The organism is Nonomuraea sp. NPDC050227 (assembly GCF_044459705.1).
Taxonomy (GTDB): Bacteria; Actinomycetota; Actinomycetes; order Streptosporangiales; family Streptosporangiaceae; genus Nonomuraea.
The window spans coordinates 95663-118602 of record NZ_JBITJF010000001.1; the positions used below are offsets into that span (position 1 = coordinate 95663).

Below are 22940 nucleotides of genomic sequence, written 5' to 3' on the forward strand. Positions count from 1 at the left end.
GCTTAGGAGCGCGCGACGTGAGGCCGTCCAGCCGCTAGAAGTTGAGCGCCACGGGCACCTTGTGCAGGTTCGCGACGGCGCCCGCGTACACCTCCATGAGCCGGCCCGCCGTCGCCTGCCAGCCGAAGGCGGCCGCGTGCGTGCGCGCCCCCCGCGACAACTGCTCACGCCAGTCCGGCAGGGTGACCAGGCGGTGCAGGACGCGGGCCCATTCGTCCGGGTCGTGCCCGTCCACCAGCACGCCGGAGACCCCGTCGTGGACGGCGGTGCGCAGCCCACCCACGGCCGCGGCGGCGACCGGCGTCCCGCAGGCCTGCGACTCCAGGGCCACGAGCCCGAACGACTCGCTGTAGGACGGCACGACCGTCACGTCCGCCGCCCGGTACCAGTCGGCCAGTTCCTCCTGCGGGGCCGGCGGCACGAGCCGGACGACGTCGGAGATGCCCAGCTCACCGGCCAGTTCGGTGAGGATGGACGGCCGGGCGAGCCCGTTGCCCGACGGCCCGCCGACGCAGGCGACGACCAGCCGGCCGCGCAGCGAGGGGTCGTCGATGAGCATGCGCGAGGCCGCGCGCAGCAGCACGTCGGGGGCCTTGAGCGGCTGGATGCGGCCGACGAACAGCAGCACGCGGGCGTCCTGTGGCAGGCCGAGCCGCTGCCGGGCGGCGCCCTGCGAGGCGGGCTGGAAGACGGTGAGGTTGACGCCGGGGTTCACGACGGCCACGCGCTGTGGGGCGGCGCCGTACAGGTCGATGAGCTCGCGGGCCTCGTCGGCGGTGTTGGCCACGAGGCGGTCGGCGATCTCCACGACCTGTTCCTCGCCCACCACGCGGGCCTGCGGCTCCGGCTTGTCGTCCTGGGCGAGCAGCAGGTTCTTGACCTTGGCCATGGTGTGCATGGTGTGCACGAGCGGCACGCCCCAGCGCTCCTTGGCCAGCCAGCCGACCTGCCCGGACAGCCAGTAGTGGGAGTGGATGACGTCGTAGCGGCCGGGGTCGTACATGGCCTCGGTGCGCAGCACCTCGGACAGGAAGGCGCACAGCTGCCCGGGAAGGTCCGCGCGGTCCATCTCCTCGTACGGCCCTGCCGTCAGGTGACGTACCAGGACGCCTGGGGCGAGTTCGGCCACGGGTGGCTGGTCGCGGGCGGTGGCCCTGGTGAAGATCTCCACCTCCACGCCGAGTTGCGCCAGCCTCCTGGCCGACTCGACGATGTACACGTTCATCCCACCGGCGTCGCCCGTGCCGGGCTGGTCCAATGGCGATGTGTGCATGCTGATGGTCGCGACCCGGCTGACCCGTCGTCGCCTCACTCGACATCACCTCCAAGCGGAATACAACTATCCGAATTTTTTCGACATTCCCTGCCGCGGTTCGCACCGCGTCCGCCCTGGCAGGATGAGGGGCATGCAGAGAACGGCAGTGGTGACCGGCGCGAGCGGCGGGATCGGCGAGGCGACCGCGCGGCGGCTCGCCGCTGAAGGTTACGTGGTGGTGGCGGGCGCACGACGCCGCGACCGGCTGGACAAGCTGGCCGCGGAGGTGCCCTCGATCAGGCCGGTGACGCTCGACGTGACCTCTCAGGAGTCGGTTGACGCGCTGGTCGGCTCGCTCGACCGCTGCGACGTGCTGGTCAACAACGCCGGTGGCGCGCTCGGCATGGAATCGGTCACGGACGGCCTTCTGGACGACTGGCAGCAGATGTACGACACGAACGTACTCGGCTCCCTACGCATGACCCAGGCGCTGATCCCCAAACTCGTGGAGTCGGGCGACGGCGTGCTGGTGATGCTGACCTCGACCGCCGCCCTGGTCTCCTACGAGGGCGGCGGCGGCTACTGCGCGGCCAAGCACGCCCAGTCCGCGATGGCCGAGACCCTCCGCCTGGAGCTGGTCGGGCAGCCGGTCCGGGTGGTCGAGATCGCGCCGGGCATGGTCAAGAGCGAGGGCTTCGCGGTCACCCGCTTCCGCGGCGACGAGACGGCCGCCGCCCGCGTGTACGAGGGCGTCCCCGACCCGCTGTCCGCCGACGACGTGGCCGACGCCATCGCCTGGTGCGTGACGCGCCCGTCGCACGTCAACATCGACCGCCTGGTGATCAGGCCGCGCGCCCAGGCCGCCCAGCACAAGGTGCACCGCGTCAGCGGCGGCTGAGCCCGATGGCCAGACCGGTCGGCGCGATCACCCGCGGCACGACGTGGCACAACCGGCTGCGCCGGGTCGACCGCTGGACGGCCGCCGTGCACGGCCCGGCCCTGCGCGCCGCCGTCCGCCCGCTCGTCGTCGACCTCGGCTACGGCGCCTCGCACACGACCACGCTTGAGCTGTTCACCCGGCTGCGCGCGGTCGCGCCCGACGTCGAGGTGGTCGGCATCGAGATCGACCCGGCCAGGGTGGCCCTGGCCAAGCCGTACGAGCGGGAGGGGCTGAGCTTCGCGCTCGGCGGCTTCGAGCTGCCCGTCCCGCGCCCGCCGACGCTGGTCCGCGCCTTCAACGTGCTGCGCCAGTACGGCGAGGCGGAGGCGTGGCACTACTGGGACGTGCTGTGCGGCAAGCTGGCCCCCGGCGGCGTGCTGGTCGAGGGCACCTGCTCCGAGACCGGACGGCGAGCGGTCTGGGTGGGCCTGTCCCCCGACGGCCCGCGCACGCTGACGTTCTCCGCCCGGTTCGACGCCTTCGAGCGGCCTTCCGACCTGGCCGACCGGCTGCCGAAGACCCTCATCCACCGGAACGTGCCGGGTGAGCGCATCCATGCGTTCCTGCGCGACTTCGACCACGCGTGGGCGGTCAGCGCCCCTTACGGGGTGCACGGGCTGCGGCAGCGCTGGCTGGCGTCCGTGCGGCTGCTGGCCGGGCAGTGGCCGGTGGCGGTGCGCCCGCCGCTCGGCGGCCCGGCCCGCTGGCGGCTCGGCGAGCTGACGCTGCCCTGGTCGGCGGTTGACCCGCGCTGACGGGATCCGGGCTATCGGGAGATCTGTGCGAGGAACACCTCGTAGGCGGCGGTGTCGAACAGCACGAACCTGACCTCCTCCACCGACGTCCCGGCCGCGCGCACGGCGGCGACGGCGATGCGGGCGGCGTCGTCGAGCGGCCAGCCGTAGACGCCCGTGGAGATCGCGGGGAAGGCCACCGTCCGCGCGCCCAGCTCGTCCGCCACCCGCAGCGACTCCTGGTGGCAGGAGGCCAGCAGGTCGGAGCGGTCCTGCGACCTGGAGTAGACGGGCCCGACCGTGTGGATCACCCAGCGGGCCGGCAGCAGCCCGGCGGTGGTGGCGACGGCCCGGCCGGTCGGCAGGCCCTTGCCGTAATGTCCGGCGCGCAGCCGCCTGCACTCCTCCAGGATCGCCGGCCCGCCGCGGCGGTGGATGGCGCCGTCGACGCCCCCGCCGCCGAGCAACGAGGAGTTGGCCGCGTTCACGATCGCGTCGGCCCGCTGCTCGGTGATGTCGCCCTGCACCAACGTGACATTCATCTCACCGAGCCTGCCAGGCGGGGTTCCGCGCCGCCACTTGCCGCTCCCGGATGCCAGCTCGACGCTCTGTAGAGCTACCCTGAAGGGCGTGAAGGGTCTTGGCGAGCTTGAGCGCAGCATCATGGACATCCTCTGGGCGGAGCACAACCCGCTGACCGCCCGCGAGGTCGGCAGGCTCATTGCCGATCGCGACCTCGCCCCCACGACGGTGATGACCGTACTCGACCGCCTCACGCGCAAGGGCTTCCTGGAGCGCACCAGGGACGGCCGCGCGTGGCGTTACGAACCGGCCGCGAGCCGTGACGCCTACATCGCCGAGCTTATGCTTGAGGCGTTGGACCTGACGGGCGACCGATCGGCCGCCCTGACCCGCTTCGCCCAGGCCGTGTCGGGCCCGGAGGCGGAGATCCTGCGGAGAGCTCTCACGGAGCTGGAGGAAGAGTGATCACGGCAGCGGTGCTAGCGGCGCTCGCGACGGCGTGCGCGCTCGGCTCCTGGCGTTTCACGACGGCCCGGTGGACCTCCCGTGCCCCGAGGCTCGCCATCATCGTCTGGCAGTCCCTGGGCGTGGCCTGGGGCCTGGCCACCACCGGCGCCATGCTGGCCTACGCGGTCCTGCCCTACAACGTGGGCGTGCTGCCGGGGCTGATCGCCTTCGCCCGCGGCGAGACGCCGGTCGAGGCGTGGGACCCGCTGCACGTGCTGGCCATGATCGCCGGTCTCACGTCGCTGGCGGTGCTGGTCGTGGTGCTGCTGACGGCCGGCGTGCAGGCGTTGCGCGCGCGGCGGCGGCATCGCGTGCTGCTCGCGCTGATCTCCCGCGACGATCCGGGCGTGCCGGGGGTGCGGGTGCTCGACCATCCCAGCGCGGCGGCGTACTGCGTGCCGGGGCTGCGCTCGCAGGTCGTGGTCAGCGCGGGCGCGCTTGAGCTGCTGTCGCCGGACGAGATGGCGGCCGTGCTGGCGCACGAGGCCGCCCACGTGCGCGAGCGGCACGATCTGGTGCTGCTGCCGTTCGCCGCGCTGCGCCGGGCGCTGCCCTGGTCGAAGGTGGTGGCCGACGCGCAGGCACAGGTGGAGCTGCTGATCGAGATGGCCGCCGACGACCGCGCCCGCCGCTACTGCTCGCCGCGCAGGCTTGCGACCGCGCTGCTCAGGTTCGGGACGGCCGGCGCCATGCCGACCCCGCAGGGCATGCTCGGCGTGCACGCGCACAACGTCATGGCCAGGGTGGACCGCCTGATCAAGCCAGGGCCGGAATTGTCAGCATTTGTCCGGTACGGCTATCTCGCCCTCTCTGTGAGCTTGCTCACCACCACCCCCTTCCTGTGGGTCTACCAGCTCTGACTGCTTGCAGGTGTTAGCCGTTCCGTTTGCAATTGCAAGCACGGGACGGCAGACTGTGGGTATGGCACTACCGAAGGTCGGCTCGATCGGCGAGTACATCCGCGAGCAACGGCAGCAGGCGAAGATCTCGCTGCGCCAGCTCGCGCAGGCGGCAGGGGTCTCCAACCCCTACCTGAGCCAGATCGAGCGCGGGCTGCGCAAGCCGAGCGCGGAGATCCTGAACCAGATCGCCAAGGGTCTGCGGATCTCCTCGCAGGCGCTCTACGTGCAGGCCGGCCTCATCGAGGACCGGGAGCCGCCGAGCGACGTGATCACCGCGGTCAACGCCGACACGCTGCTCACCGAGCGGCAGCGCCAGGTGCTGATCGACATCTATGAATCGTTCCGCAAGGAGAACCGCACCGAGGGCGAGCAGACCTCCCAGAACGCCCGCCCTCAGCACGACTCCACCGCGGACGACGAGCCGCCGCTGCCCGAGGAGTATCTCGCCGCGCTTGAGCCCTACGCGGCCTCCCCCGGCAACGGGACCGTCACCCAGGAAACCAAGGAAGGTTAACCCATGACGCTTGCCACCGAGGTCAAGAAGCTCACCGACTCCAAGCCGTTCTACGCCTTCGCCGGCGCCGGCGACTTCGCCGTCGAGAAGCTGCGCGAGCTGCCCGAGCAGCTGCGTCAGCTCCAGTCCCGCCGCTCGGAGCTGGCCAGGGACCTGCCGGAGAAGACCCGCGCGTACGCCGACAAGGCCGAGGGCTTCGTCCGCGAGTTCCCGGACAAGGCCCGCGAGTACGCCGACCAGCTGAGCAACAAGGCCACCGAGGTCTACGAGGACTTCGCCACCCGTGGCCGCAAGGTCGTCAGCAAGACGACCGGCGAGGCCGCCCTTGAGCTGGAGGAGGTGTCGGAGGCCGCCGAGCCGCCCGTCGCCGAGCCCGTCAAGAAGACCACGCGCACGCCTCGGGCCAAGGCCTGAGTGAGCGAGCGGGCCCGCCTCTTCGGAGGCGGGCCCGTTCCTGTTCCGGTGCCCGCTTGTCAGGGACGCCTATTAGGCTGGGGCCGATTTCATCGCGGCGTTGGGTGGAGCCAGCAACATGAATATGATCAACGGCGTTTTCAACTTCCTTTTCCTGGTGCTCGCCGCCGTCATCTTCGGCATGTCGGTCTACGCGCTGGTGCACGCGGCGCGCGTGCCGACCAACGCGTTCGTCTCGGCGGGCAAGCTGCAGAAGAAGATCTGGGTGCTCATCCTCGCGCTGGCGACCCTGCTGTCCGGCGGCGGCGCGCTGGGCTACTTCAACGACTTCATGCTGATCGGCGGCTTCCGGTTCATCGGCCTCAACGGGCTCGGCCTGTTCTCCATCCTGGCCGTCATCGCCGCCACGATCTACATCGTCGACGTCAAGCCCGCGGTCAAGGGCATGGGCCGCGGCAACAGCGGCCCCTACGGCCCCTGGTAGGCCGGCGCCGCCCGGATCAGGCCAGCTCCGCCGCCAGCCACGCGGCGATGCGCTCGTGCCCGGCGAACGTGGGATGCACGCCGTCGGGCAGCACCGTCTCCGACGGCCTGCCGGTCACCCATTTCCGGCGCATCGGGTCGAGGAACGGCACGCCCGCGGCGTCGGCCACCTCCGCCAGGGCGTCGCGCACCCGGTAGGCCTTGGCCGGGGTGTCCTCCAGCCAGATCGGGCCGACCATCACGACCTTGGTGACCGGCCAGCGGCGGCGCACCTCGGCGAGCAGGGCGGCGGCGGCCGCGCGCACCTGCCCGGTGCTCCAGCGCTGGTCGTTGTGGCCGCCGGAGATGACCAGCACGTCGGGGGCCGGCCGCCAGGCCAGCTCCTCCTCGAACGACCGCCGGAACGTGCGGCCCACCTTGCCCTCGTTGAGATAGCCGGTGCCGCCGGCGCCGGCGATGACCGGCTGCCAGCCGAGCAGCCGCGCCGACTCCGAGGCGTAGGTCCGCCAGGGCGGCACCGGGCCGGATCCGACGGTGAAGCTGTCGCCCACGAACATCATCACGGGAACCGCCGGACGGGCGGGAGGGACGGCCTCGGGCGCCCGCTGCGGCGGCGTCCGGGCCACCGCACTCGTACATGCCGAAATTCCAGCAAATATCCCCATTAGTGCGACGACCGGGGCGATTCTTCCTCGAAGCATCAGGCCACGCATAATCACCCCGGGGCACTAGGCTGCCGATATGACCGCCGACCTCCACGGACGCACGCAGCGGCTCGAACTGTCCGACCAGAGCCTGCGGGATTTCGAAGCCGTCGTGCTGGACGCGACGCCTGAGGGGATCGTGCTGAGCAGGTCGGCATTCTATCCAGGCGGCGGCGGCCAGCCTGCCGATCACGGAGTTCTGGTCTGGCAGGGCGTGGAGACGCGCATCGTCGGGGTGCGCAAAGGCGACGATCTCTACCTGATCCCCGCCGAAGGCGACCCGATCCCGCCCGCCGACACGGTCGTCGAGGCAGCGGTGGCCGACGCCCGGCGTTCGGCGCTCATGCGTACGCACTCGGGCCTGCACGTGTTGTGCGGCGTGGTGTTCAGGGACTACGGCTGCCTGGTCACCGGCGGCAACATGGACGAGCTGAGCGCCCGCATGGACTTCGACCTGCCCGAGGTGCCGCCCGGCTTCAAGGAGGCCGTCGAGGACGCGTGCAACGCCGAGATCGCCGCCGACCGCCGCATCGACGTGCGCGTGCTGCCGCGGCGGGAGGCGTTCGAGATCCCCGACATCATCCGCACGGCCAGCAACCTGGTGCCCGAGGCCGTCCAGGACGTGCGCATCGTCGACATCGTGGGCCTCGACACGCAGGCCGACGGCGGCACCCACGTGGCCTCGACCAAGCAGATCGGCCGCATCAGGGTGGCCAAGATCGAGAGCAAGGGCCGCGGCTTCCGCCGGCTGCGCATCGCGATCTCCGACTAGCGCCCCTCGACCAGCCCGGCGAGCCCGTCGAGCAGCGCGTCGAGGCCGAAGGCGAACAGCCGGTCGAGGTCGAGGTCGAACTCGCCGCCCAGCTCCTCGATGACGCCGGTGAAGGCGGTCAGCCGCCCCGACTCCGCCAGCGCCTGGAGCTCTCCCTCCCGGCTGGTCATCCACTCGTCGGCGGTCAGCCCGGTCGCGGCCTGGGCCTGCTGCTCCATCTCGATGTTGGCGGCCAGGCCCTGGACGAAGCTGAACAGCAGGGTGTGCACGTGCATCTTGCTGACGGGATCGAGGGGCGAGCCCTCCAGCGTGCGCATGACCCACTCGGTGTGGGCGATCAGGCTGGCCGAGGGCAGCGGCCTGGTCAGTGACGTGACCCTGGCCATCCACGGGTGGGTGCGGTAGCCCGCCCACTGCACCCGGGCGGCGGTCTCCAGCCTGGCCCGCCATCCGTCGGGCGGCGGGTCGGGCAGCGGGAACTCCCTGATCACGTGGTCGATCATGAGCATGACCAGGTCGTCCTTGCCGCCGACGTGCCGGTAGAGGGACATGGTGGCCACGCCGAGGCGGCCCGCGACGCCGCGCATGGTCAGCTCGGCGAGGCCGTCGGCGTCGGCGATCTCGACGGCCGCGGCCACGATGCGGTCGCGGGTCAGGTCGTCGCCGGACGGGACGGGGGCCCGCCGCGCCCTGCCGCCGCGGATCTCGGCCACGATCGTGCCGACGCGCGGCTCGGCGACCACCACGCCCTCCTGGGCCAGGACCGTGAGCGCCTTGGCGGCCGTGGCGAGCGCGACCTCCCAGTCGCGGGCGAGCTGCCTGGTGGAGGGCACCCGGTCGCCGGGGCGGAGCCGGCCGTCGGCGATGCGCCGCCTGATGTCCTCGACGATGCGCGCGTAGGGCGGAGCGGTCATCACAACCCTTTCTCTGTACTAGTACAGATCGTACCAGTGAACCCTTGTGAGCTGCTGTATGTACGACGTACATTCAGTCCGCGTACAACGTCAACAGCAAGGAGCGCGTCATGAAGGTTCTGGTCTCGGGAGCGAGCGTCGGTGGGCCCGTCCTGGCTCACTGGCTGCGGCGGCGCGGCTTCGAGGTCACGCTGGTCGAGCGCGCGCCGCGCCCGCGCAAGGGCGGCCAGGCCGTCGACCTCCGCGGCGCCGCCCTGGTCGTGGCCGACCGTATGGGCATCCTGGAGCAGGTCAGGGCCGCGCGGACGACCATGCGCGGCATGTCCATGGTCGACGGCGACGGCAACGAGATCATGCGCAGCACCGAGGAGACGATCAGCGGCGGCCGGCTCGACAGCCCGGACGTCGAGATCGCCCGCGACGACCTCACCGCGATCGTCGGCGCCGTCACCGACGCCCCCTTCCGCTACGGCGACTCCATCGCCGCCCTCGCCCAAGACGGCGACGGCGTGGACGTGACCTTCGACAGCGGCGTCCGGGAACGCTACGACCACGTGATCGGCGCCGACGGCCTGCACTCCAACGTCAGGCGTCTGGTGTTCGGCCCGGAGCAGCGCTTCCTGCGGCACCTCGGCATGTACGTCTCCATCTACACCGCCGACAACTTCCTCGGCCTGGACCACTGGCAGCTCTGGCACCGCGAGGGGGAGGCCGGGTTCGGCCTGTTCAGCGACCGGGAGCCGGCGGTGATGAAGGTGAACATGGGCTTCGCCGCGGGCCCGATCGACTACGACCACCGCGACGTCGAGCAGCAGAAGCGCCTGGTCCAGGAGCACTGCTCGGGGCTGCGCTGGGAGGCGCCCAAGCTGCTCGCGGCCATGTGGCAGGCCGACGACTTCTACTTCGACGCCATGGCCCAGGTGGAGATGGACCGCTGGTCGCAGGGCCGGGTCGCGCTGATCGGCGACGCCGCCCACTGCCCCTCGCCACTGTCGGGGCAGGGCACCAGCCTGGCCCTGGTGGGGGCGTACGTGCTGGCCGAGGAGCTGGGCCAGGCCGCCGAGGGGGCGTTCGACAGGTACGAGCGGCGCATGCGGCCCTACGTCGCCCTGAACCAGGCTCTGGCCCTGGAGAACCCGGGCATGGCCGCCTCGCCCGAGAGCGTACGCCGGGCGGCCGACGCCATCACCCTGGATTGACACCCGCAACCGCTACGATGTCCCGCCATGACGGGTTTCAGACTCACATTGGCCGCCCTGGGAGCCACCGCTCTGACGTTGCTGGCCACCCCCGCCTCGGCGGAGGCCGGGATCACGGACCAGGTGACGATGACGCTCGCCAAGGACGGCACTCTCCACGTGGTCGAGAAGATCACCGGGGCGTCCGGCGGCCTCAAGCGCACCCTGCTCACCAAGACCCGCTACGACGACGACAACGACCGCGTCTACCGGGTCACCAACGTCAAGGGCGGCAAGCTCGACGGCGACGTCCTGACCGTGACCGGCCAGACCGTCGAGTACGACGTCAAGGGCGCGGTGACCACCTCCGGCGGGGTCGAGGAGCTGCGCTGGTTCGCCGTCAGCGGCTGGAGCGTCCCCGTCACCAAGGCGACCGTCCAGGTCAGCGGGCCCGGCCAGGTGCAGAACCTGTCGTGCTTCGCCGGCGACCTGACCTCGGCGATCGGCTGCACCTCGGCCTCGATGGACCACACCGCCACCCGGGCCGACTTCGAGCAGGACAACCTCGCGGCGGGCCAGGCCCTGACGGTGGTCGTCGGCTACCCCAAGGGTTCCAGCTCCGGGGCGCCCATCCTGGAGCGGCGCTTCTCGCTGGCCTCGGCGTTCACCCTCGACCTGGTCACCGGCGGCGCGCTGGCCGCCCTGCTGGTGCTGCTGCTCGGCGGCGTCGGCCTGCTCTACTGGACGCGCGGCCGGGACGCCCGGGTCGCGGGCCACGAGAAGGGCGGGGTCGATCCCATCCAGAACGGGCACTTCACCCCGCCGGACGGCGTGCGTCCCGGCCAGATCGGCACGCTGGTGGACGAGCAGGCCGACGTGGTCGACGTGACCGCCACGATCGTCGACCTGGCCGTCCGGGGCTACCTGCGGATCGACGAGCAGCCCCGCCAGACCTACGACGCCCCCGACTGGCTGCTGGTCAGGCTGCCGAACGCGCCGGTCAACTCGCTGCTGACGTACGAGCGCGCCCTGTACGACGCGGTCTTCGACGGCCGCGACGCGGTGCTGCTCTCCCAGCTGTCCGGCTCGTTCGCCGGCCACCTGGGCAAGGTGCGCGACGCGCTCTACACCGACGTGGTCGAGCAGGGCTGGTTCGCCCGCCGTCCCGACACCGAGCGCACCCGGTGGACGACGATCGGCGTCGTGCTGATCGGCCTGGGCCTGCTGGCCACCGTCGGGCTGGCCTGGTTCACCACGTACGGGCTGCTGGGGCTGGCCCTGGTCATCGCGGGCGGCGCGCTGGCCGTCGGCGGCCAGTACATGCCGGCCAAGACCGCCAAGGGCTCGGCCGCGCTCGCGCACACGATGGGCTTCCGCGAGTACCTGTTCTCCGGCGACCTCGGCGAGGTGCCCGAGCAGCACCGGGTGGAGCTGTTCTCGCGCTACCTGCCGTACGCGGTGATCTTCGACGGGGTCGAGCACTGGTCGCGGGTGGTGGCCTCGGTGACCGGCAACGGCCACCAGGCCGACAACCTCTACTGGTACCACGGGCCGGCGGAGTGGGACCTGTCCAAGTTCGCCGGGTCGATGCGCACGTTCACCACGACGACCTCGGGGGCCATCTCCGCCAGCCGCCAGTTCCGCACCCTGTAGACACTCCGCGCGGCGGCGGCTCTCGCCCCTCTAGCGGATCCGCAGCTCGCCGACCGGCCGGCCGCCGCCCAGCAGCGCCGGCCTGGCCAGCTCGGCCAGCTCGGGCGCGTCCAGGCCGAGCGAGCGCAGGGCCGCCACGGTGACGGGCACGCGGGCCCGCGACGAGCCGTCCTCGATCTTGATGGTGCCGGCTCGGCCGTCCTCGAAGGCGAACGCGTCGAACGCCTCCGCGCCCGCCTTCAGCATCAGCCCGGGGATCGCCCGCATGAGCTTGGCCTCGGGCCGGTCGGTGCCGGAGGTCCACTCGGGGTGAGCGCGCATGGCGTCGAAGATGCGCCGCTCGAACGAGCCCTCCGCGGCCAGCGGGAAGGCCCGGAACGCCTTGGTCACGCCGAGCATCGAGACGAAGAACAGCGGCGCGCCGCAGCCGTCCACGCCGGAGGCGGCCACCCGCTCGCCGGTCAGGTCCTCGACCGTCGCGCGGATCGCGCGCTGGAGCGGGTGCGCGGGCTCCAGATAGGTGGTGAGCGGCCAGTCGTTGAGCACGCAGGTGGCCAGCATGGCGGCGTGCTTGCCGGAGCAGTTCATGTAGACCCGGCCGAACTCGGTCGAGGTGCGCTCGAACGGGTGGTCCTCCGGACACAGCAGGGCGGACTCATCCAGGCCCGCTCCGGCCAGGATGTTCCGTACGCCGTCCACGTGGAAGGCCTCGCCGGAGTGCGAGGCGCAGGCCAGGGCCAGCAGCTCCCCCTCCAGCTGGAGGCCGTTGCGCATCATGCCGAGCGCCTGCAGCGGCTTCATCGACGATCGCGGCGAGGCCGGCACGTGCACCGCTCCCCGCGTCTCCACCGGGACGCCCTGCGCGTCCACGGTGAGCATGCGGGCCAGATGGGTGGACTCCACGAACCCCGACCGGACAACCTCGACAACAAGCGACATTACGCGCCCCCTTTCGGCACGAGTCTACGAACAGTTCTTTCTGCGCCAGAATGGGATGCCATGCGAGCAGTCGTACAACGAGTGAGCTCGGCCTCCGTCGAGGTCGAGGGGCAGACGGTCGGCGCCATCGACGAGCCGGGGCTGCTCGTCCTGGTCGGCGTGACGCACACCGACACCCGCGCCGAGGCCGCCAAGCTCGCCGCCAAGCTGTGGGGCCTGCGCGTGCTGCACGGCGAGAAGTCGTGCTCCGACGTCTCCGCCCCGCTCCTGGTGATCAGCCAGTTCACCCTCTACGGCGACGCGCGCAAGGGCCGGCGCCCCACCTGGCAGGCCGCGGCTCCGGGGCCGATCGCCGAGCCGCTGGTGGAGGCCGTGATCGAGGAGCTGAGGGCGCTCGGCGCCCACGTGGAGACCGGCCGCTTCGGCGCCGACATGAAGGTCTCGCTGGTCAACGACGGGCCGATCACGCTCGTCCTCGACATCGACGCCTAGCGGGATCAGCGGATCCGGCGGCGCAGCGAGGGGTCGATGCTGACGTTGCGACCGGCGTCCGGCGGCACGACGACCTCCTGGGCGGCGGCCACGCCACCGGCCAGCAGCGGCGCGTCGACCGGGACCGTGCGCTTGACCACGGCCAGCGCGATCGGGCCCAGCTCGTGGTGGCGGGCGGCCGAGCCGACGACGCCGATCTCCTGGCTCTCGAAGATCACCGGGTCGCCGTGCGCGGGCAGGGTGTCGACGCTGCCGTCGAGGTGCAGGAACACCAGGCGGCGCGGCGGGTGGCCCAGGTTGTGGACGCGCGCGACCGTCTCCTGGCCGCGGTAGCAGCCCTTGCTCAGGTGGACGGCCGAGCCGATCCAGCCCACCTCGTGGGGGATCGTCTTGTGGTCGGTCTCGAAGCCGAGCCGCGGCCGGTGAGCCTCGATGCGCAGCGCCTCGTACGCCCACAGCCCCGCCAGGGGCCGGCCCAGATGATCGGCCAGCTCGGCCCGCGGCACCAGGAAGTCTTCGGTGGCCGTGGAGAGCACCGCCAGGTCGTCGGCCCGCGACACCTCCACGCGCAGCATGAACCGCATGCGGTCGAGATAGTCGACCAGGCTCTGCGCCGTGCCGGGCTCGACGTGCGCCAGCACGCTCTCGCCGTCGTCGACCAGCGTGAGGTGGTGCAGGACGCGGCCCTGGAGGTCGAGGTCGAGCGTCTGGGTCCACTGGCCGGGCGTCAGCGTGTCGAGCTTCTGCGAGGTCAGGTCGTTGAGCCATTTCAGCCGGTCGGCGCCGGAGATGCGGACCACCTCGCGGTTGCTGCGGTCGACGACCGCCTCACCCTTGGCCAGCGCGCGCTGCTCGGCGAACAGGTCGCCATAGTGCGCGGCTACGTCGGCGTCCGGCCCGTCGGCCGCGACGGCGCCGGGGAGATCGAGCAGAGGGCTACGCATGCATCCAAGGCTATCCGCCCCCGCGACGACGCCCGACGCCGGTGCCCGACGCCGGCGCCGCGGGTCAGCGGCAGTTGCGGCAGCGGCCGAACACCGTGAGGTGATGGACGTCGGCCGCGAACCCCAGCTCCTCGTCGAGCCCCTTCACCAGCCCCTCGGCCAGCTCGGGACGCACCTCGAAGACCTCGTCGCACCCCCGGCACACCAGGTGGACGTGGTCGGCCTCGGCCGCCAGGTGGTAGGTCGGCGCGCCGTGACCGAGGTGGGTGTGGGTGACCATGCCGAGCTCTTCGAGCAGTTCGAGCGTGCGGTAGACGGTGGAGATGTTGACCCCGCGCGCCGTCTCGCGCACCTTGGTGCAGATCTCCTCGGGCGTCGCGTGCTCCAGATCCTTGACCGCTTCGAGCACGAGCTGCCGCTGCGGGGTGACCCGGTAGCCCTTGGCGCGGAGTTCCTCGTGCCACTGCGTCTCGGTCATGCCCCCGAGTGTAAAGCGCACGATCGCCTGTTCGCGGCCGTCCGATAATTACTTGCCCCCGGCGCTCGCGACCGCATAACTTCGTGAGTACGCGGAAAGGAGGTGGTCCGAATAATGGATAGTCATAGTCGGGCTAGCGAGGTGGTTGTCCGCTAGCGCTGCGGACTGTTGTCTCGTGTCGCAAGCGAATCCGAGGCAACCACCGGGGCCCCTGGCAGCCGGAGGGCGGGATGACGCATCCCGGCCATTGGTCCATCCGGCCCGTCTGCTCGGCAGGCGGAGTGTTGCCCGGGGCCCTTCTTTGTTTTCTCCCTCAGTGTTCTCCGTGGGGTTCGATCCCCAGTTCGGCGCAGGCCGCCCGGTAGAGGCGCACGACCGCCTTGCGCACCTGGGCGCGCTCGGTCAGCGTCTCGCCCCAGGGCACGCGCACCCGCTCGCCGCCGTCGACCGTGAACTCCATGGCCTCGGCGTCGACGTCGCTGGTCACCGCCGAGGTGGCCTGCGGACGGCCGCCGAGCCCCCGCACGATGACCAGGGCGTCGCCGGTGTGGTCGTCGTTCATGTGCCGCTTGATCGCCTCGACGGCGTCGGGGGTGAAGGGCGAGGTCATGCTCAGGACACCTTCTTCAGCTCGGCCGACATGTGGTCGGTGAGCGGGTGGCCGACGGCGGCCATCTCGTAGGCCCACATCAGGTTGCCGTTGACCAGGCCGTAGAGGCGGTGGCCCGCGGTGTACTCCTTGGCCGTGGAGGTGCGGGCCACGACGTCGGTGCGCAGCTCGATCTTGTGGAAGACCACTTCGCCGATGTAGATCTCGACGATGCCGGTCGGGTGCGCGAGCACCACCTCGATCTGCCGGTCGGGCTGCGGACGCCAGTAGCCGGACTCGGTGGCCAGCGGCCTGACCCGGTTGCCGTCGTTGTCGAGCAGCCAGGTGCGGCTGACGTAGGTCAGGAACGGCTTGCCGTTGTGGCCGAACTCGATCTCCTGGCCGAAGTTGAAGCTCTCGATCGTCGGATAGCCGCCCACGCCGGCGCCCTCCCAGCGGCCGAGCAGGAACGCGATCTGCTCCAGAGCGGGGTGCACCTCAGGTTCTTCCATGCTCACCAAGCCTAGCGCCGGTGGCTAACCTTCTGGATCGGGGAGACGTTTCGCCGGGGGGAGCCGCGATGCTGGATGCCTGGGCCGTGCCGCCGCACGTCGACGTGCTGTTCGTGGGCGCCCATCCGGACGACGAGTACCAGTCGTTGTCCACGTTCGGGCAGTGGCGCGAACGCCTGGGGCTGACCACCGGGGTCGTGACGGTCACCCGCGGCGAGGGCGGCGGCAACGCCGCCGGGCCGGAGAAGGGCGCGGCGCTCGGCCGGATCAGGGAGGCCGAGGAGCGCGAGGCGGTCGCGCACGCGGGCATCCGCGACGTCTTCTACCTGGACAGACCGGACTTCTGGTACACACTGTCGGCGCCCCTGACCGCCCGCGCGTGGGGGCCCGGCACCCTCCGGCGGCTGGTCGAGACGATCAGGGCGACCAGGCCCTCGACCGTGGTGACGATGGACCCGCGGCCCTTCAACCAGCACGGCGGGCACCAGCTCGCCGCCCGGCTGGCCGTCGAGGCGTTCCGGCTGGCCGCCGACCCCGCCGCGTTCCCCGGGACGGGCGCGCCCTGGCGGGCCACCCGGCTGCTGACCCAGAACTGGGGGCTGCGCGGCCCCGTGGGCCCCGGCTGCGCGACGGCCGGCCTGCGCGACCCGGCCACCGGGCTGCCGCAGCTCGGCGTCTGGGCGGGCGCGTGGTCGCCGCGCCACCGCGCCACGTGGGCCCAGCGGGAGCGCGACGCCGAGCGGGCGTACCGCACGCAGGGGTTCGCCGCGCGGCCGGCGAAGGTGGCCGGGCCGTTCGGGTGCGACTGGTTCTCGGTCGTCTTCGACGGCGGGCGGCCGGTGCCGGCTCCCGTCGTCGAGCAGGCGGGCCTGCGTCCTCTGTACGCCGAGTTCCGCGACTGGGCGCGCGCGACCGGCCTGCCCTGGCTGGCCAACCGGGCGCAGCCCGACTACCCCGAGCCGCCCGCCACCACGCTCCCGGTCGCCGGGCGTGCCCCCGTGCTCGACGGCGTCGCCTCCCCCGGCGAGTACGCGGGCCCCGCCCTGCCCCTCGCCCACTGGGAGGGCGAACGCTGCCCGGCGGCCGACTGCGCCGCGACCGTCCGGCTGACCCGCCACGGCGCCGACCTCTACGTCCAGGTCGAGGTCACCGACGAGGCGCGCGGCGCGGCCCTCGACGCGTGCGAGCGCCACTGGCGCACCGACGCGGTCGAGATCGCCCTCGACCCGCGCGGCGACTCCGACGACACCTCGACCACGTTCAAGCTGGGCGTCCTGCCCTACACCGCCGAGGGCGGCCCGTGCGCGGCCCGCGACGCCGACGCCCGCCAGGGCCCCGCCCCGCGGGTGGGCGTGGCGTCCGCGGCCCACGACGGCGGGTACGGTGTCGAGGTGCGCATCCCGTTCGCGCTGCTGCCCGCCCCGCCCACCGCGCTGAGAGCGAACGTGCTCGTCTACGACTCCGACACCGGGGACAGGACCGGGCAGACGCGCCTGGCCTGGTCGCCGTTCGGCAGCGCCCAGGCCGATCCGTACGTGTGGGGCCGCGTCGGTCGGGGTTAGGGTGACGCCATGGCACGATCTTTGGTGATCAAGGTGACCGCGGGGGCGGACGCCCCTGAGCGGTGCAACCAGGCATTCACGGTGGCGGCGGCCGCGCTGGCGAGCGGCGTGCCGGTCTCCCTCTGGCTGACCGGCGAGTCGTCGTGGTTCGCCCTGCCGGGGCGGGCCAAGGAGTTCTCCCTGCCCCACGCGGCGCCGCTGGCGGACCTGCTGGAGGCCGTCCTGGCGGCCGGCCGGGTGACCCTGTGCACGCAGTGCGCCGCCCGCCGCGACATCACGGTCGACGACGTGATCGAGGGCGTGCGCATCGCCGGCGCGCCCGCGTTCGTGGAGGAGGCGGTCAGCGAGGGCGCCCAGGCCCTGGTCTACTAGGCCGTCAGCCGGACAGGACGGTGTTGAGCCGCTCCTGGCGCAGGGCCTCGTAGCGGGAGTCGTCGAGGGGCGTCAGCTCGCCCACGCGCCACGACAGCAGCAGGTCGGCCAGGGCCGGGTTGCGCGCCAGGGCCGGGCCGTGCAGGTACGTGCCCACCACGTGGCCCGCGTAGCAGCCCTCGAAGCCGTCGCCGTTGCCGACCCCGGCGACCGTCTTGGACAACGGCCGCACGCCCGGGCCGAGGTGCGTGACGCCCATGTGGTTCTCGAAGCCGGTCAGCGTGGGCAGGTTGAGGGCGGCGTCGACCTCGGCGACCAGCTCGCCCACGGCCCGGGCGGGGCCGCGCGAGCTGGCGATGTCGAGCAGGCCGATGCCGTCGACCGGCTGGCCCTCCTCGCCGCCGAACGTGCTGCCCATGATCTGGTAGCCGGCGCACACGGCCAGCATCGCCGCGCCCCGGGCGATGGCCCGCTGGAGGCCACCGTCGCGGCGCAGGCGCTGGGCGGCCAGGATCTGCGGACGGTCCTCGCCGCCGCCGATCAGGTAGATGTCGCCGGTCTCCGGCACGGGGTCGGCCGAGCGGACGTAGACGGTCTCGACCTCGATGCCCCGGCGCTGCGCACGCTGCTCCAGGACGAGCACGTTGCCCTGGTCGCCGTAGGTGCTCAGCAGGTCGGGGTAGATCCAGACGATGCTGAGGGCGCTGTCAGACGGCACGTCCGAACTCCGATCGGATCTGCTGGAAGGCGGTGTAGTTGGCGATCACGTCGACCCGGCCGGGCGGCTGCATGGCCAGCGCCTCGGAGAACGAGCTGCACAACGTGAACGGCACGTCGGCCACGTCGAGCCGGAGCGCCAGGTCGAGCCGCCGCTCACCGGTGACGAAGACCGGACGGCCGCGCAGGATGCGGTAGTCGACGTCCCACAACCACGAGGTGTCGCGGCCGTCGGGGCCCTGCGCGTTGACCGAGAGGATGATCGGCAGTTGCGGGTCGGCGACGTCGAAGGCCTCCAGCCAGCCCGCCGGGTTCTTGGCCAGCAGCAGCCGCGCGTGGCGGCCCTCGCGCTCGACCGTGGTGTAGCGGCCGGCCACCGAGGTGACCTCGCGCAGCCGCGGCAGCGCCCGGTCGACGGGCAGCCCGAACGCCTCGGCCACGGCCAGCGCCATCACCGCGTTGGAGCGGTTGGCCAGGCCGGGAAGCTGGATGTCCAGCATCCAGCGCTGCCCGCGCGGGTCGATGGCGACGTCGTCGTCGAGCACCCACTGCGGCTCTGGACGGTGGAAGGTGCACTCACGGCAGGACCAGTCGGCGTCTTTGCGGTCGAGGGGGCCGCCGCACTCGGGGCAGCACCAGGAGTCCTCCTTCCAGCGCTGCCCGCCGGCGACCCAGGTGACCTTGGCGGCGGTGGAGGCCCCCCAGGTGACGAGGGGGTCGTCGCAGTTGGCGATGACGTGCGTGGGCCTGCCCGACAGCGCCCTGCGCCACTTCTGCGCGAGCAGCCAGATCTCGGCCGCGCGGTCCATCTGGTCGCGGCTGAGGTTCATCAGGCAGACGACGCCGGCGCCGGTGGTGTCGAGCACCTCCGGCAGGTACTTCTCGTCGACCTCCAGCACGCCGTAGGGGGCGCCCTTGTGCTGGGAGAGCGCCGAGACGTGCCCGGCCGGCATGTTGGCGCCGAAGGCGTTGGTGGCGACCTCGCCCATCTCCAGCAGCGCGGAGGTGATCAACCTGGTCGTGGTGGTCTTGCCGTTGGTGGCGCTGACCAGGGCCAGCTTGCGGTCGCGGGCCAGCTTGCGCAGGAGGTCGGGTTCGAGCATCAGGCCCACCCTGCCGCCGATCACCGAGCCGTCACCGCGCCCGGTCATCCGCGAGAGCGTGGCAGCGCTGCGTCCCAGGGCGCTGGCGAGCTGAGCCCGCAGAGGAAGCTGGGTCATGCACATGGATCCTAGTCGCCGTTGAGTCCTACTCTGGAGTCGCACACGAAAACGCGGCCCGGTTGGTAGCCCGGGCGAAGCATCACGTATCCGCCCTTCCAGGGATGTCCGGTGTGCCGGAGGCGGCCTGTCCAGGTCGCTTTCCCGGCATGTCTGGTGAAGGGCGGAGAAGATGGTCACGTTGTCGGTCTATTTGGACGGCCCGTTCTGGGTCGGGGTGCTGGAGGTCGCCGAGGGCGGGCGGCTGCGGGCGACCCGGTTCACCCTCGGGTCCGAGCCCACCGATCCCGAGCTGCACGCGTTCCTGATGCGCCATGGCGTCTCGCTGCTGGAGCAGGCCCATGCCGCGCCCGCCGTGGCCGGCGGGGAACGGGCGCGGCGGGTCAACCCCAAGCGGGCGGCCAAGCTGGCGGCGCGGGCCGCCGCCCAGGTGTCCGTACGGAGCACGGCCGCGCAGGAGGCGATGCGGCTGGAGCTGGAGAACCGCAGGCAGCAGGCCGCGCAGGGACGTCGGGAACGGCGGCGCGAGCTGGCCGAGCACAAGCGCGAGGTGGCCCGCCGCAAGCGCCTCGAACGCCGCCGCGACCGCTGACCCGTTCCCGGACGGGCGTCAGGCCGAGGGGGCGTCGACGAAGGCGATCTCCGGGGCGCCCCCGTGGTCGAACGGCAGGACGAACCGCTGCGGCCACGACAGCACCCCCTCCAGCCAGCCCGCGCCCATCGTCTGGCCGACGTGCCTGATCCTGGCCGACGCCTCGATGCCGATCGCCACGTTGGTGATGTCGCGCTGCACGCTCTCGTTCTCGTCGTCGCCCAGGATGACCCGCCAGGCCAGGGCCCGGTTGTGGTCCACCTCCATGGACAGCGGGTGGTGGCGCAGGGCCTTGGCGCGGTGGCCGAGCAGCTCGGCGTGCACCAGGTCGGCCGTGCCGTTGCCGTTGGACTGGCGGAACAGGGCGTACTCCATGGGCGGGGCCGGGCTGCGCAGGTTGGGGGCGGGCTGGCCGTACGGGAAGAGCCGGTCGACCTCGTGCAGCCAGCGCACCTGCGGGATCACCCACGACGCGCCCGGACGGTCGCCGCCCGGCTCGGCCCCCGACAGCAGCCGCGCGGCGACCTCGGCGGCCTTCTCGGTGAGCAGCGCCGGGTCGAACCAGCTCCGCAACGACCAGGCCCGCCGCTGGACGGCGCGTTCGACCAGCGTGGCGAGCAGGCACTCGCGGCGGCGGGCGGGCAGCTCGCCCCAGGCGGCCGACAGGGCGCGCGGCACGCCGGGCAGCGGCCGGTTGCTGACGAAGGCGAGCACGACCGTGTCGCACCAGATGCGCAGCCACGCCCAGTCGGGCCCGTCGGCGAGCACGTCGGCCTCTCTGAGCTCCACCAGGGTGCACGCCTGGCCGGTGCGGCACTGCGCCCCGCACGCGGCCGACCTGCGCCCGCGGATGGGCGGCTGGGGGCCCGGCAGCGGCTTCTCCCGCGACTCGCCCAGCGGGACGCGCACCCGCAGCGGCCGGTCCATGCCGTCGGCGAAGACCGCGGCCGAGCCGGGCTGGAGCGAGACGACGTGCCTGGACTGCTCGTCGCTGAGGTTCATGGCCGCGCCGACGAGCTTCCTGTCGTCCTCGGCGGGCAGCCGGTGGACGACCTTCAGCGCGGTGTTCTTCACGACGTCGGAGACGAGCTTGGTCGGGATCTGCTCGGCCACCACGATGCCCTCGCCGTACGCCCTGATCTCGGCGAGCAGGCCGGCCAGCAGCTCCACGGCGTGCGTGGAGGCCCGGCCGTGGCCGCGGTCGCGCAGCAGCCGGTGGGCCTCCTCGATCACGATGACGTGCCGCAGCCCGGCCGACTTCTCCTTCCTGGCCCGCATGCGCAGGTGCTCGACGATCCGGATGATCAGCGTGCCCATGAGGAACGCCTTGTCCTCGTCGTTGGCGACGTCCTCGATGGCCAGGACGACGTTGCGCTCCAGCAGGCCGCCGATGTCGGCCGGGTGGCCGCCCTCGAAGAAGCGCCCGGCCGAGCCGACCCGCAACGACCGCAGCCTGAGCGAGATGAAGCCCTCGACGTCGGCCTGGACCTCGCGGCCGTAGCCGATCTCCTTGATGACGTCCATGGCGTGCTGCTGGAGCTGTTCGAGCGTCGGCACGCTGGGCGGGACGTTCGAGCCGGGCACGGCGCCGCCGGTCACGACGTCCCAGCCGGTGGCCTCGTAGACCCGTTGCAGGGACAGCGACATGATCTGCGGGAACGGCTCCTCGGCGTCGAAGGCGGCCATGAACAGCGCCCTGATCATGTCGATGTGCGCCTGGACGGGGTAGCCGGGCTCGGGTTCGAGCGGATTGACGCTGAGCGGCACGCCCTCGGGGGCCGACGGGTTGATCACCGTCACCGGGTCGGCGATGCGGCCGGCCATGGCCGCGTACTCGGACTTGGCCGGCTCGATGGCCAGCCACGGGATGCGCGCCTCGCTGAGCTGCTCCAGCAGGTGCCGGACGGTCTGGGACTTGCCCGAGCCGGTCGCGCCGGTGACGAAGGCGTGCCTGTTGAGCGTGGCCAGGGGCACCCGGAAGCTGCCCACGCCTCTGTCCTGGCCGTCGAGGATCTCGCCCAGCTCCAGCTCGCCGCCGTCGGCCTCGGACGTCACGTCGAAGAAGCCGGAGTCGAGCACGCGTACGCCGGGCACCTCGCGCCTGGGCAGCCCGGCCAGCGCGGCCAGCGCACCGGCGGTGGCCGCGAAGGGCGCGGCGGCGCCGTCGGCCGGGTCCTGCATGGTGATGGCCAGGGCCTCCGACAGCGCGTAGACCGCGCCGTGCGCGCTGCGCAGCCGGTACGGGTGGTGGCTCATCTCGACCGACCCGACGAGCACGGGCGCGATCTGCCGCAGCTCCTCGGCGGTGGCCCCGCCGGCCAGCACGCGCACGTTCCACAGGCCGGCCTCGCGGAAGGCGTCGAGCTCCTGCATGCGGCGCTCGGCCCGTTCGGCGTCGAACCGGGAACGCTCGGAGGCGTCGCCGTACTGCCGCAGGACGTTGAGCTGGGTGCGCAGGTGCGCCACCTCGGCGTCGAGCAGGTCGGTCGGCTCGGCCACCACCAGCCAGGCGAACGGCCGCGACATGAGCGTGACCAGCGTCGACTCGAACAACGTGGGCCGCTTCAGCTCGTCGGGGTCGGACCCGGCGAACTCGCGCCCCCGCCCGCCCAGCGGCGGCGCCTGGCGGCCGGGGCACGGCGTCCAGACCAGGTCGGCGAGGTCGGCCAGGTACTCCTCGTCCAGCTCGACGCCCCGCGCGCCGCCCGGGAACAGCAGCGGCTGGGGCCCGGTCGGCAGGCCGGGCACGTCGGTCGCCCTGCGCGGCTGGCGCGGCGGCGAGAGCGGGCCGGCATTGGTGATCAGTTCGAGCGGCGCCCCGGAACCCCGCGACAGCCACCCGATGACGAACGGCCGGTCACGCTGCGCCGCCGACAACACGGCGGGCAGCACGGTGACGAAATCCCATTCCGCCGACGAGCTTCGCGAGGGTGCGGCGATCGACTGGATCCGATACCAGGGCCCGCTCAGCGAGACACTCGGCTGCATCTTCAATTCCCCCACAGTCGGTTCTCAGTAAAATCCCGCTGAT

General features: G+C 72.2%; 26 protein-coding genes. 14 read left to right on the forward strand and 12 right to left on the reverse strand.

From position 1 onward, the window contains the following. Window positions 1-34 precede the first annotated feature (34 nt). Window positions 35-1312, reverse strand: coding sequence for a D-inositol-3-phosphate glycosyltransferase (gene mshA, locus ACIBK9_RS00575; protein ID WP_358289301.1), 1278 nt, complete (start codon window positions 1310-1312; stop codon window positions 35-37). A gap of 94 nt (window positions 1313-1406) precedes the next feature. On the opposite strand from mshA, the gene ACIBK9_RS00580 reads away from it, so the two are divergent. Next, window positions 1407-2153, forward strand: coding sequence for an SDR family NAD(P)-dependent oxidoreductase (locus ACIBK9_RS00580; RefSeq protein WP_358289304.1), 747 nt, complete (start codon window positions 1407-1409; stop codon window positions 2151-2153). Between the two features lie 5 nt (window positions 2154-2158). After that, complete coding sequence (locus ACIBK9_RS00585; protein WP_397154074.1) at window positions 2159-2950, forward strand: class I SAM-dependent methyltransferase; 792 nt, start codon at window positions 2159-2161, stop codon at window positions 2948-2950. Between the two features lie 11 nt (window positions 2951-2961). On the opposite strand, the gene ACIBK9_RS00590 is transcribed toward ACIBK9_RS00585, so the two are convergent. Further along, complete coding sequence (locus ACIBK9_RS00590; RefSeq protein WP_397154076.1) at window positions 2962-3471, reverse strand: O-acetyl-ADP-ribose deacetylase; 510 nt, start codon at window positions 3469-3471, stop codon at window positions 2962-2964. An 88-nt stretch (window positions 3472-3559) separates the two neighbouring features. Between ACIBK9_RS00590 and ACIBK9_RS00595 the strand changes: the two genes are divergently transcribed. The 5 genes from ACIBK9_RS00595 to ACIBK9_RS00615 all read left to right on the forward strand — a co-directional run bounded on the left by ACIBK9_RS00595 (window position 3560) and on the right by ACIBK9_RS00615 (window position 6272). Beyond that, window positions 3560-3916 (forward strand): BlaI/MecI/CopY family transcriptional regulator, encoded by a 357-nt coding sequence (locus ACIBK9_RS00595; RefSeq protein WP_352319711.1) that lies wholly within the window; start codon window positions 3560-3562, stop codon window positions 3914-3916. After that, window positions 3913-4818: a M56 family metallopeptidase gene (locus tag ACIBK9_RS00600; RefSeq protein WP_397154079.1), complete on the forward strand. Its 906-nt coding sequence runs from the start codon at window positions 3913-3915 to the stop codon at window positions 4816-4818. The genes ACIBK9_RS00595 and ACIBK9_RS00600 overlap by 4 nt, the downstream gene beginning before the upstream one ends. 61 nt (window positions 4819-4879) lie before the next feature. Next, on the forward strand, window positions 4880-5374 hold the full coding sequence (locus tag ACIBK9_RS00605; RefSeq protein WP_352355473.1) for a helix-turn-helix transcriptional regulator: 495 nt from the start codon (window positions 4880-4882) through the stop codon (window positions 5372-5374). Between the two features lie 3 nt (window positions 5375-5377). Next, window positions 5378-5788 (forward strand): hypothetical protein, encoded by a 411-nt coding sequence (locus ACIBK9_RS00610; protein ID WP_357967190.1) that lies wholly within the window; start codon window positions 5378-5380, stop codon window positions 5786-5788. A gap of 124 nt (window positions 5789-5912) precedes the next feature. Continuing rightward, window positions 5913-6272: a DUF2516 family protein gene (locus ACIBK9_RS00615; protein ID WP_352319719.1), complete on the forward strand. Its 360-nt coding sequence runs from the start codon at window positions 5913-5915 to the stop codon at window positions 6270-6272. 16 nt (window positions 6273-6288) lie between these two features. Here ACIBK9_RS00615 and ACIBK9_RS00620 read toward each other — a convergent pair whose 3' ends face one another. Next, window positions 6289-6897: an SGNH/GDSL hydrolase family protein gene (locus ACIBK9_RS00620; protein WP_387679360.1), complete on the reverse strand. Its 609-nt coding sequence runs from the start codon at window positions 6895-6897 to the stop codon at window positions 6289-6291. A gap of 115 nt (window positions 6898-7012) precedes the next feature. On the opposite strand from ACIBK9_RS00620, the gene ACIBK9_RS00625 reads away from it, so the two are divergent. Then, entirely contained in the window at window positions 7013-7747 is a 735-nt protein-coding gene (locus tag ACIBK9_RS00625; protein WP_397154082.1) for an alanyl-tRNA editing protein, read from the forward strand. Here the strand turns inward: ACIBK9_RS00625 and ACIBK9_RS00630 are convergent. Further along, window positions 7744-8661, reverse strand: a complete 918-nt coding sequence (locus ACIBK9_RS00630; RefSeq protein WP_397154084.1) for a TetR/AcrR family transcriptional regulator C-terminal domain-containing protein — start codon at window positions 8659-8661, stop codon at window positions 7744-7746. The two genes, ACIBK9_RS00625 and ACIBK9_RS00630, sit on opposite strands and share 4 nt — an antisense overlap. A 110-nt stretch (window positions 8662-8771) precedes the next feature. Here ACIBK9_RS00630 and ACIBK9_RS00635 point away from each other — a divergent pair, with 110 nt between their 5' ends. Further along, window positions 8772-9860 (forward strand): FAD-dependent monooxygenase, encoded by a 1089-nt coding sequence (locus tag ACIBK9_RS00635; protein WP_397154086.1) that lies wholly within the window; start codon window positions 8772-8774, stop codon window positions 9858-9860. Between the two features lie 27 nt (window positions 9861-9887). Further along, entirely contained in the window at window positions 9888-11492 is a 1605-nt protein-coding gene (locus ACIBK9_RS00640) for a DUF2207 domain-containing protein (protein WP_387679371.1), read from the forward strand. 30 nt (window positions 11493-11522) lie between these two features. On the opposite strand, the gene ACIBK9_RS00645 is transcribed toward ACIBK9_RS00640, so the two are convergent. Beyond that, window positions 11523-12431, reverse strand: a complete 909-nt coding sequence (locus ACIBK9_RS00645) for an asparaginase (protein ID WP_358289333.1) — start codon at window positions 12429-12431, stop codon at window positions 11523-11525. Between the two features lie 60 nt (window positions 12432-12491). Between ACIBK9_RS00645 and dtd the strand changes: the two genes are divergently transcribed. Further along, entirely contained in the window at window positions 12492-12923 is a 432-nt protein-coding gene (gene dtd, locus ACIBK9_RS00650; protein WP_397154089.1) for a D-aminoacyl-tRNA deacylase, read from the forward strand. 5 nt (window positions 12924-12928) lie between these two features. Here the strand turns inward: dtd and ACIBK9_RS00655 are convergent, their stop codons facing one another. From ACIBK9_RS00655 to ACIBK9_RS00670, 4 genes are all read right to left on the reverse strand, one after another. Further along, window positions 12929-13867 carry a glycine cleavage T C-terminal barrel domain-containing protein gene (locus tag ACIBK9_RS00655; RefSeq protein WP_352319734.1) on the reverse strand — a complete coding sequence of 313 codons (939 nt, stop codon included), beginning with the start codon at window positions 13865-13867 and terminating at the stop codon, window positions 12929-12931. 64 nt (window positions 13868-13931) lie between these two features. After that, a complete protein-coding gene (locus ACIBK9_RS00660) occupies window positions 13932-14345 on the reverse strand; it encodes a Fur family transcriptional regulator (protein WP_357967168.1) in 414 nt (137 codons plus the stop codon). A gap of 313 nt (window positions 14346-14658) precedes the next feature. Continuing rightward, window positions 14659-14955 (reverse strand): DUF2470 domain-containing protein, encoded by a 297-nt coding sequence (locus ACIBK9_RS00665; protein WP_352319738.1) that lies wholly within the window; start codon window positions 14953-14955, stop codon window positions 14659-14661. 2 nt (window positions 14956-14957) lie between these two features. Continuing rightward, window positions 14958-15446 carry an FABP family protein gene (locus ACIBK9_RS00670; RefSeq protein ID WP_352319740.1) on the reverse strand — a complete coding sequence of 163 codons (489 nt, stop codon included), beginning with the start codon at window positions 15444-15446 and terminating at the stop codon, window positions 14958-14960. A 68-nt stretch (window positions 15447-15514) separates the two neighbouring features. On the opposite strand from ACIBK9_RS00670, the gene ACIBK9_RS00675 reads away from it, so the two are divergent. Further along, window positions 15515-17008, forward strand: a complete 1494-nt coding sequence (locus tag ACIBK9_RS00675; protein ID WP_397154092.1) for a sugar-binding protein — start codon at window positions 15515-15517, stop codon at window positions 17006-17008. Between the two features lie 9 nt (window positions 17009-17017). Next, window positions 17018-17380 (forward strand): DsrE family protein, encoded by a 363-nt coding sequence (locus tag ACIBK9_RS00680; RefSeq protein WP_352319743.1) that lies wholly within the window; start codon window positions 17018-17020, stop codon window positions 17378-17380. A 4-nt stretch (window positions 17381-17384) separates the two neighbouring features. On the opposite strand, the gene ACIBK9_RS00685 is transcribed toward ACIBK9_RS00680, so the two are convergent. After that, window positions 17385-18098: a type 1 glutamine amidotransferase gene (locus ACIBK9_RS00685; protein ID WP_397154094.1), complete on the reverse strand. Its 714-nt coding sequence runs from the start codon at window positions 18096-18098 to the stop codon at window positions 17385-17387. Then, complete coding sequence (locus ACIBK9_RS00690) at window positions 18088-19317, reverse strand: MurT ligase domain-containing protein (protein WP_358289348.1); 1230 nt, start codon at window positions 19315-19317, stop codon at window positions 18088-18090. Before ACIBK9_RS00690 ends, ACIBK9_RS00685 begins: the two co-directional genes overlap by 11 nt. Before the next feature lie 172 nt (window positions 19318-19489). Here ACIBK9_RS00690 and ACIBK9_RS00695 point away from each other — a divergent pair, with 172 nt between their 5' ends. Further along, window positions 19490-19909, forward strand: a complete 420-nt coding sequence (locus ACIBK9_RS00695; RefSeq protein WP_397154097.1) for a YjdF family protein — start codon at window positions 19490-19492, stop codon at window positions 19907-19909. A gap of 18 nt (window positions 19910-19927) precedes the next feature. Here ACIBK9_RS00695 and ACIBK9_RS00700 read toward each other — a convergent pair whose 3' ends face one another. Then, on the reverse strand, window positions 19928-22897 hold the full coding sequence (locus ACIBK9_RS00700) for an ATP-binding protein (protein WP_358289352.1): 2970 nt from the start codon (window positions 22895-22897) through the stop codon (window positions 19928-19930). Window positions 22898-22940: the final 43 nt, after the last annotated feature.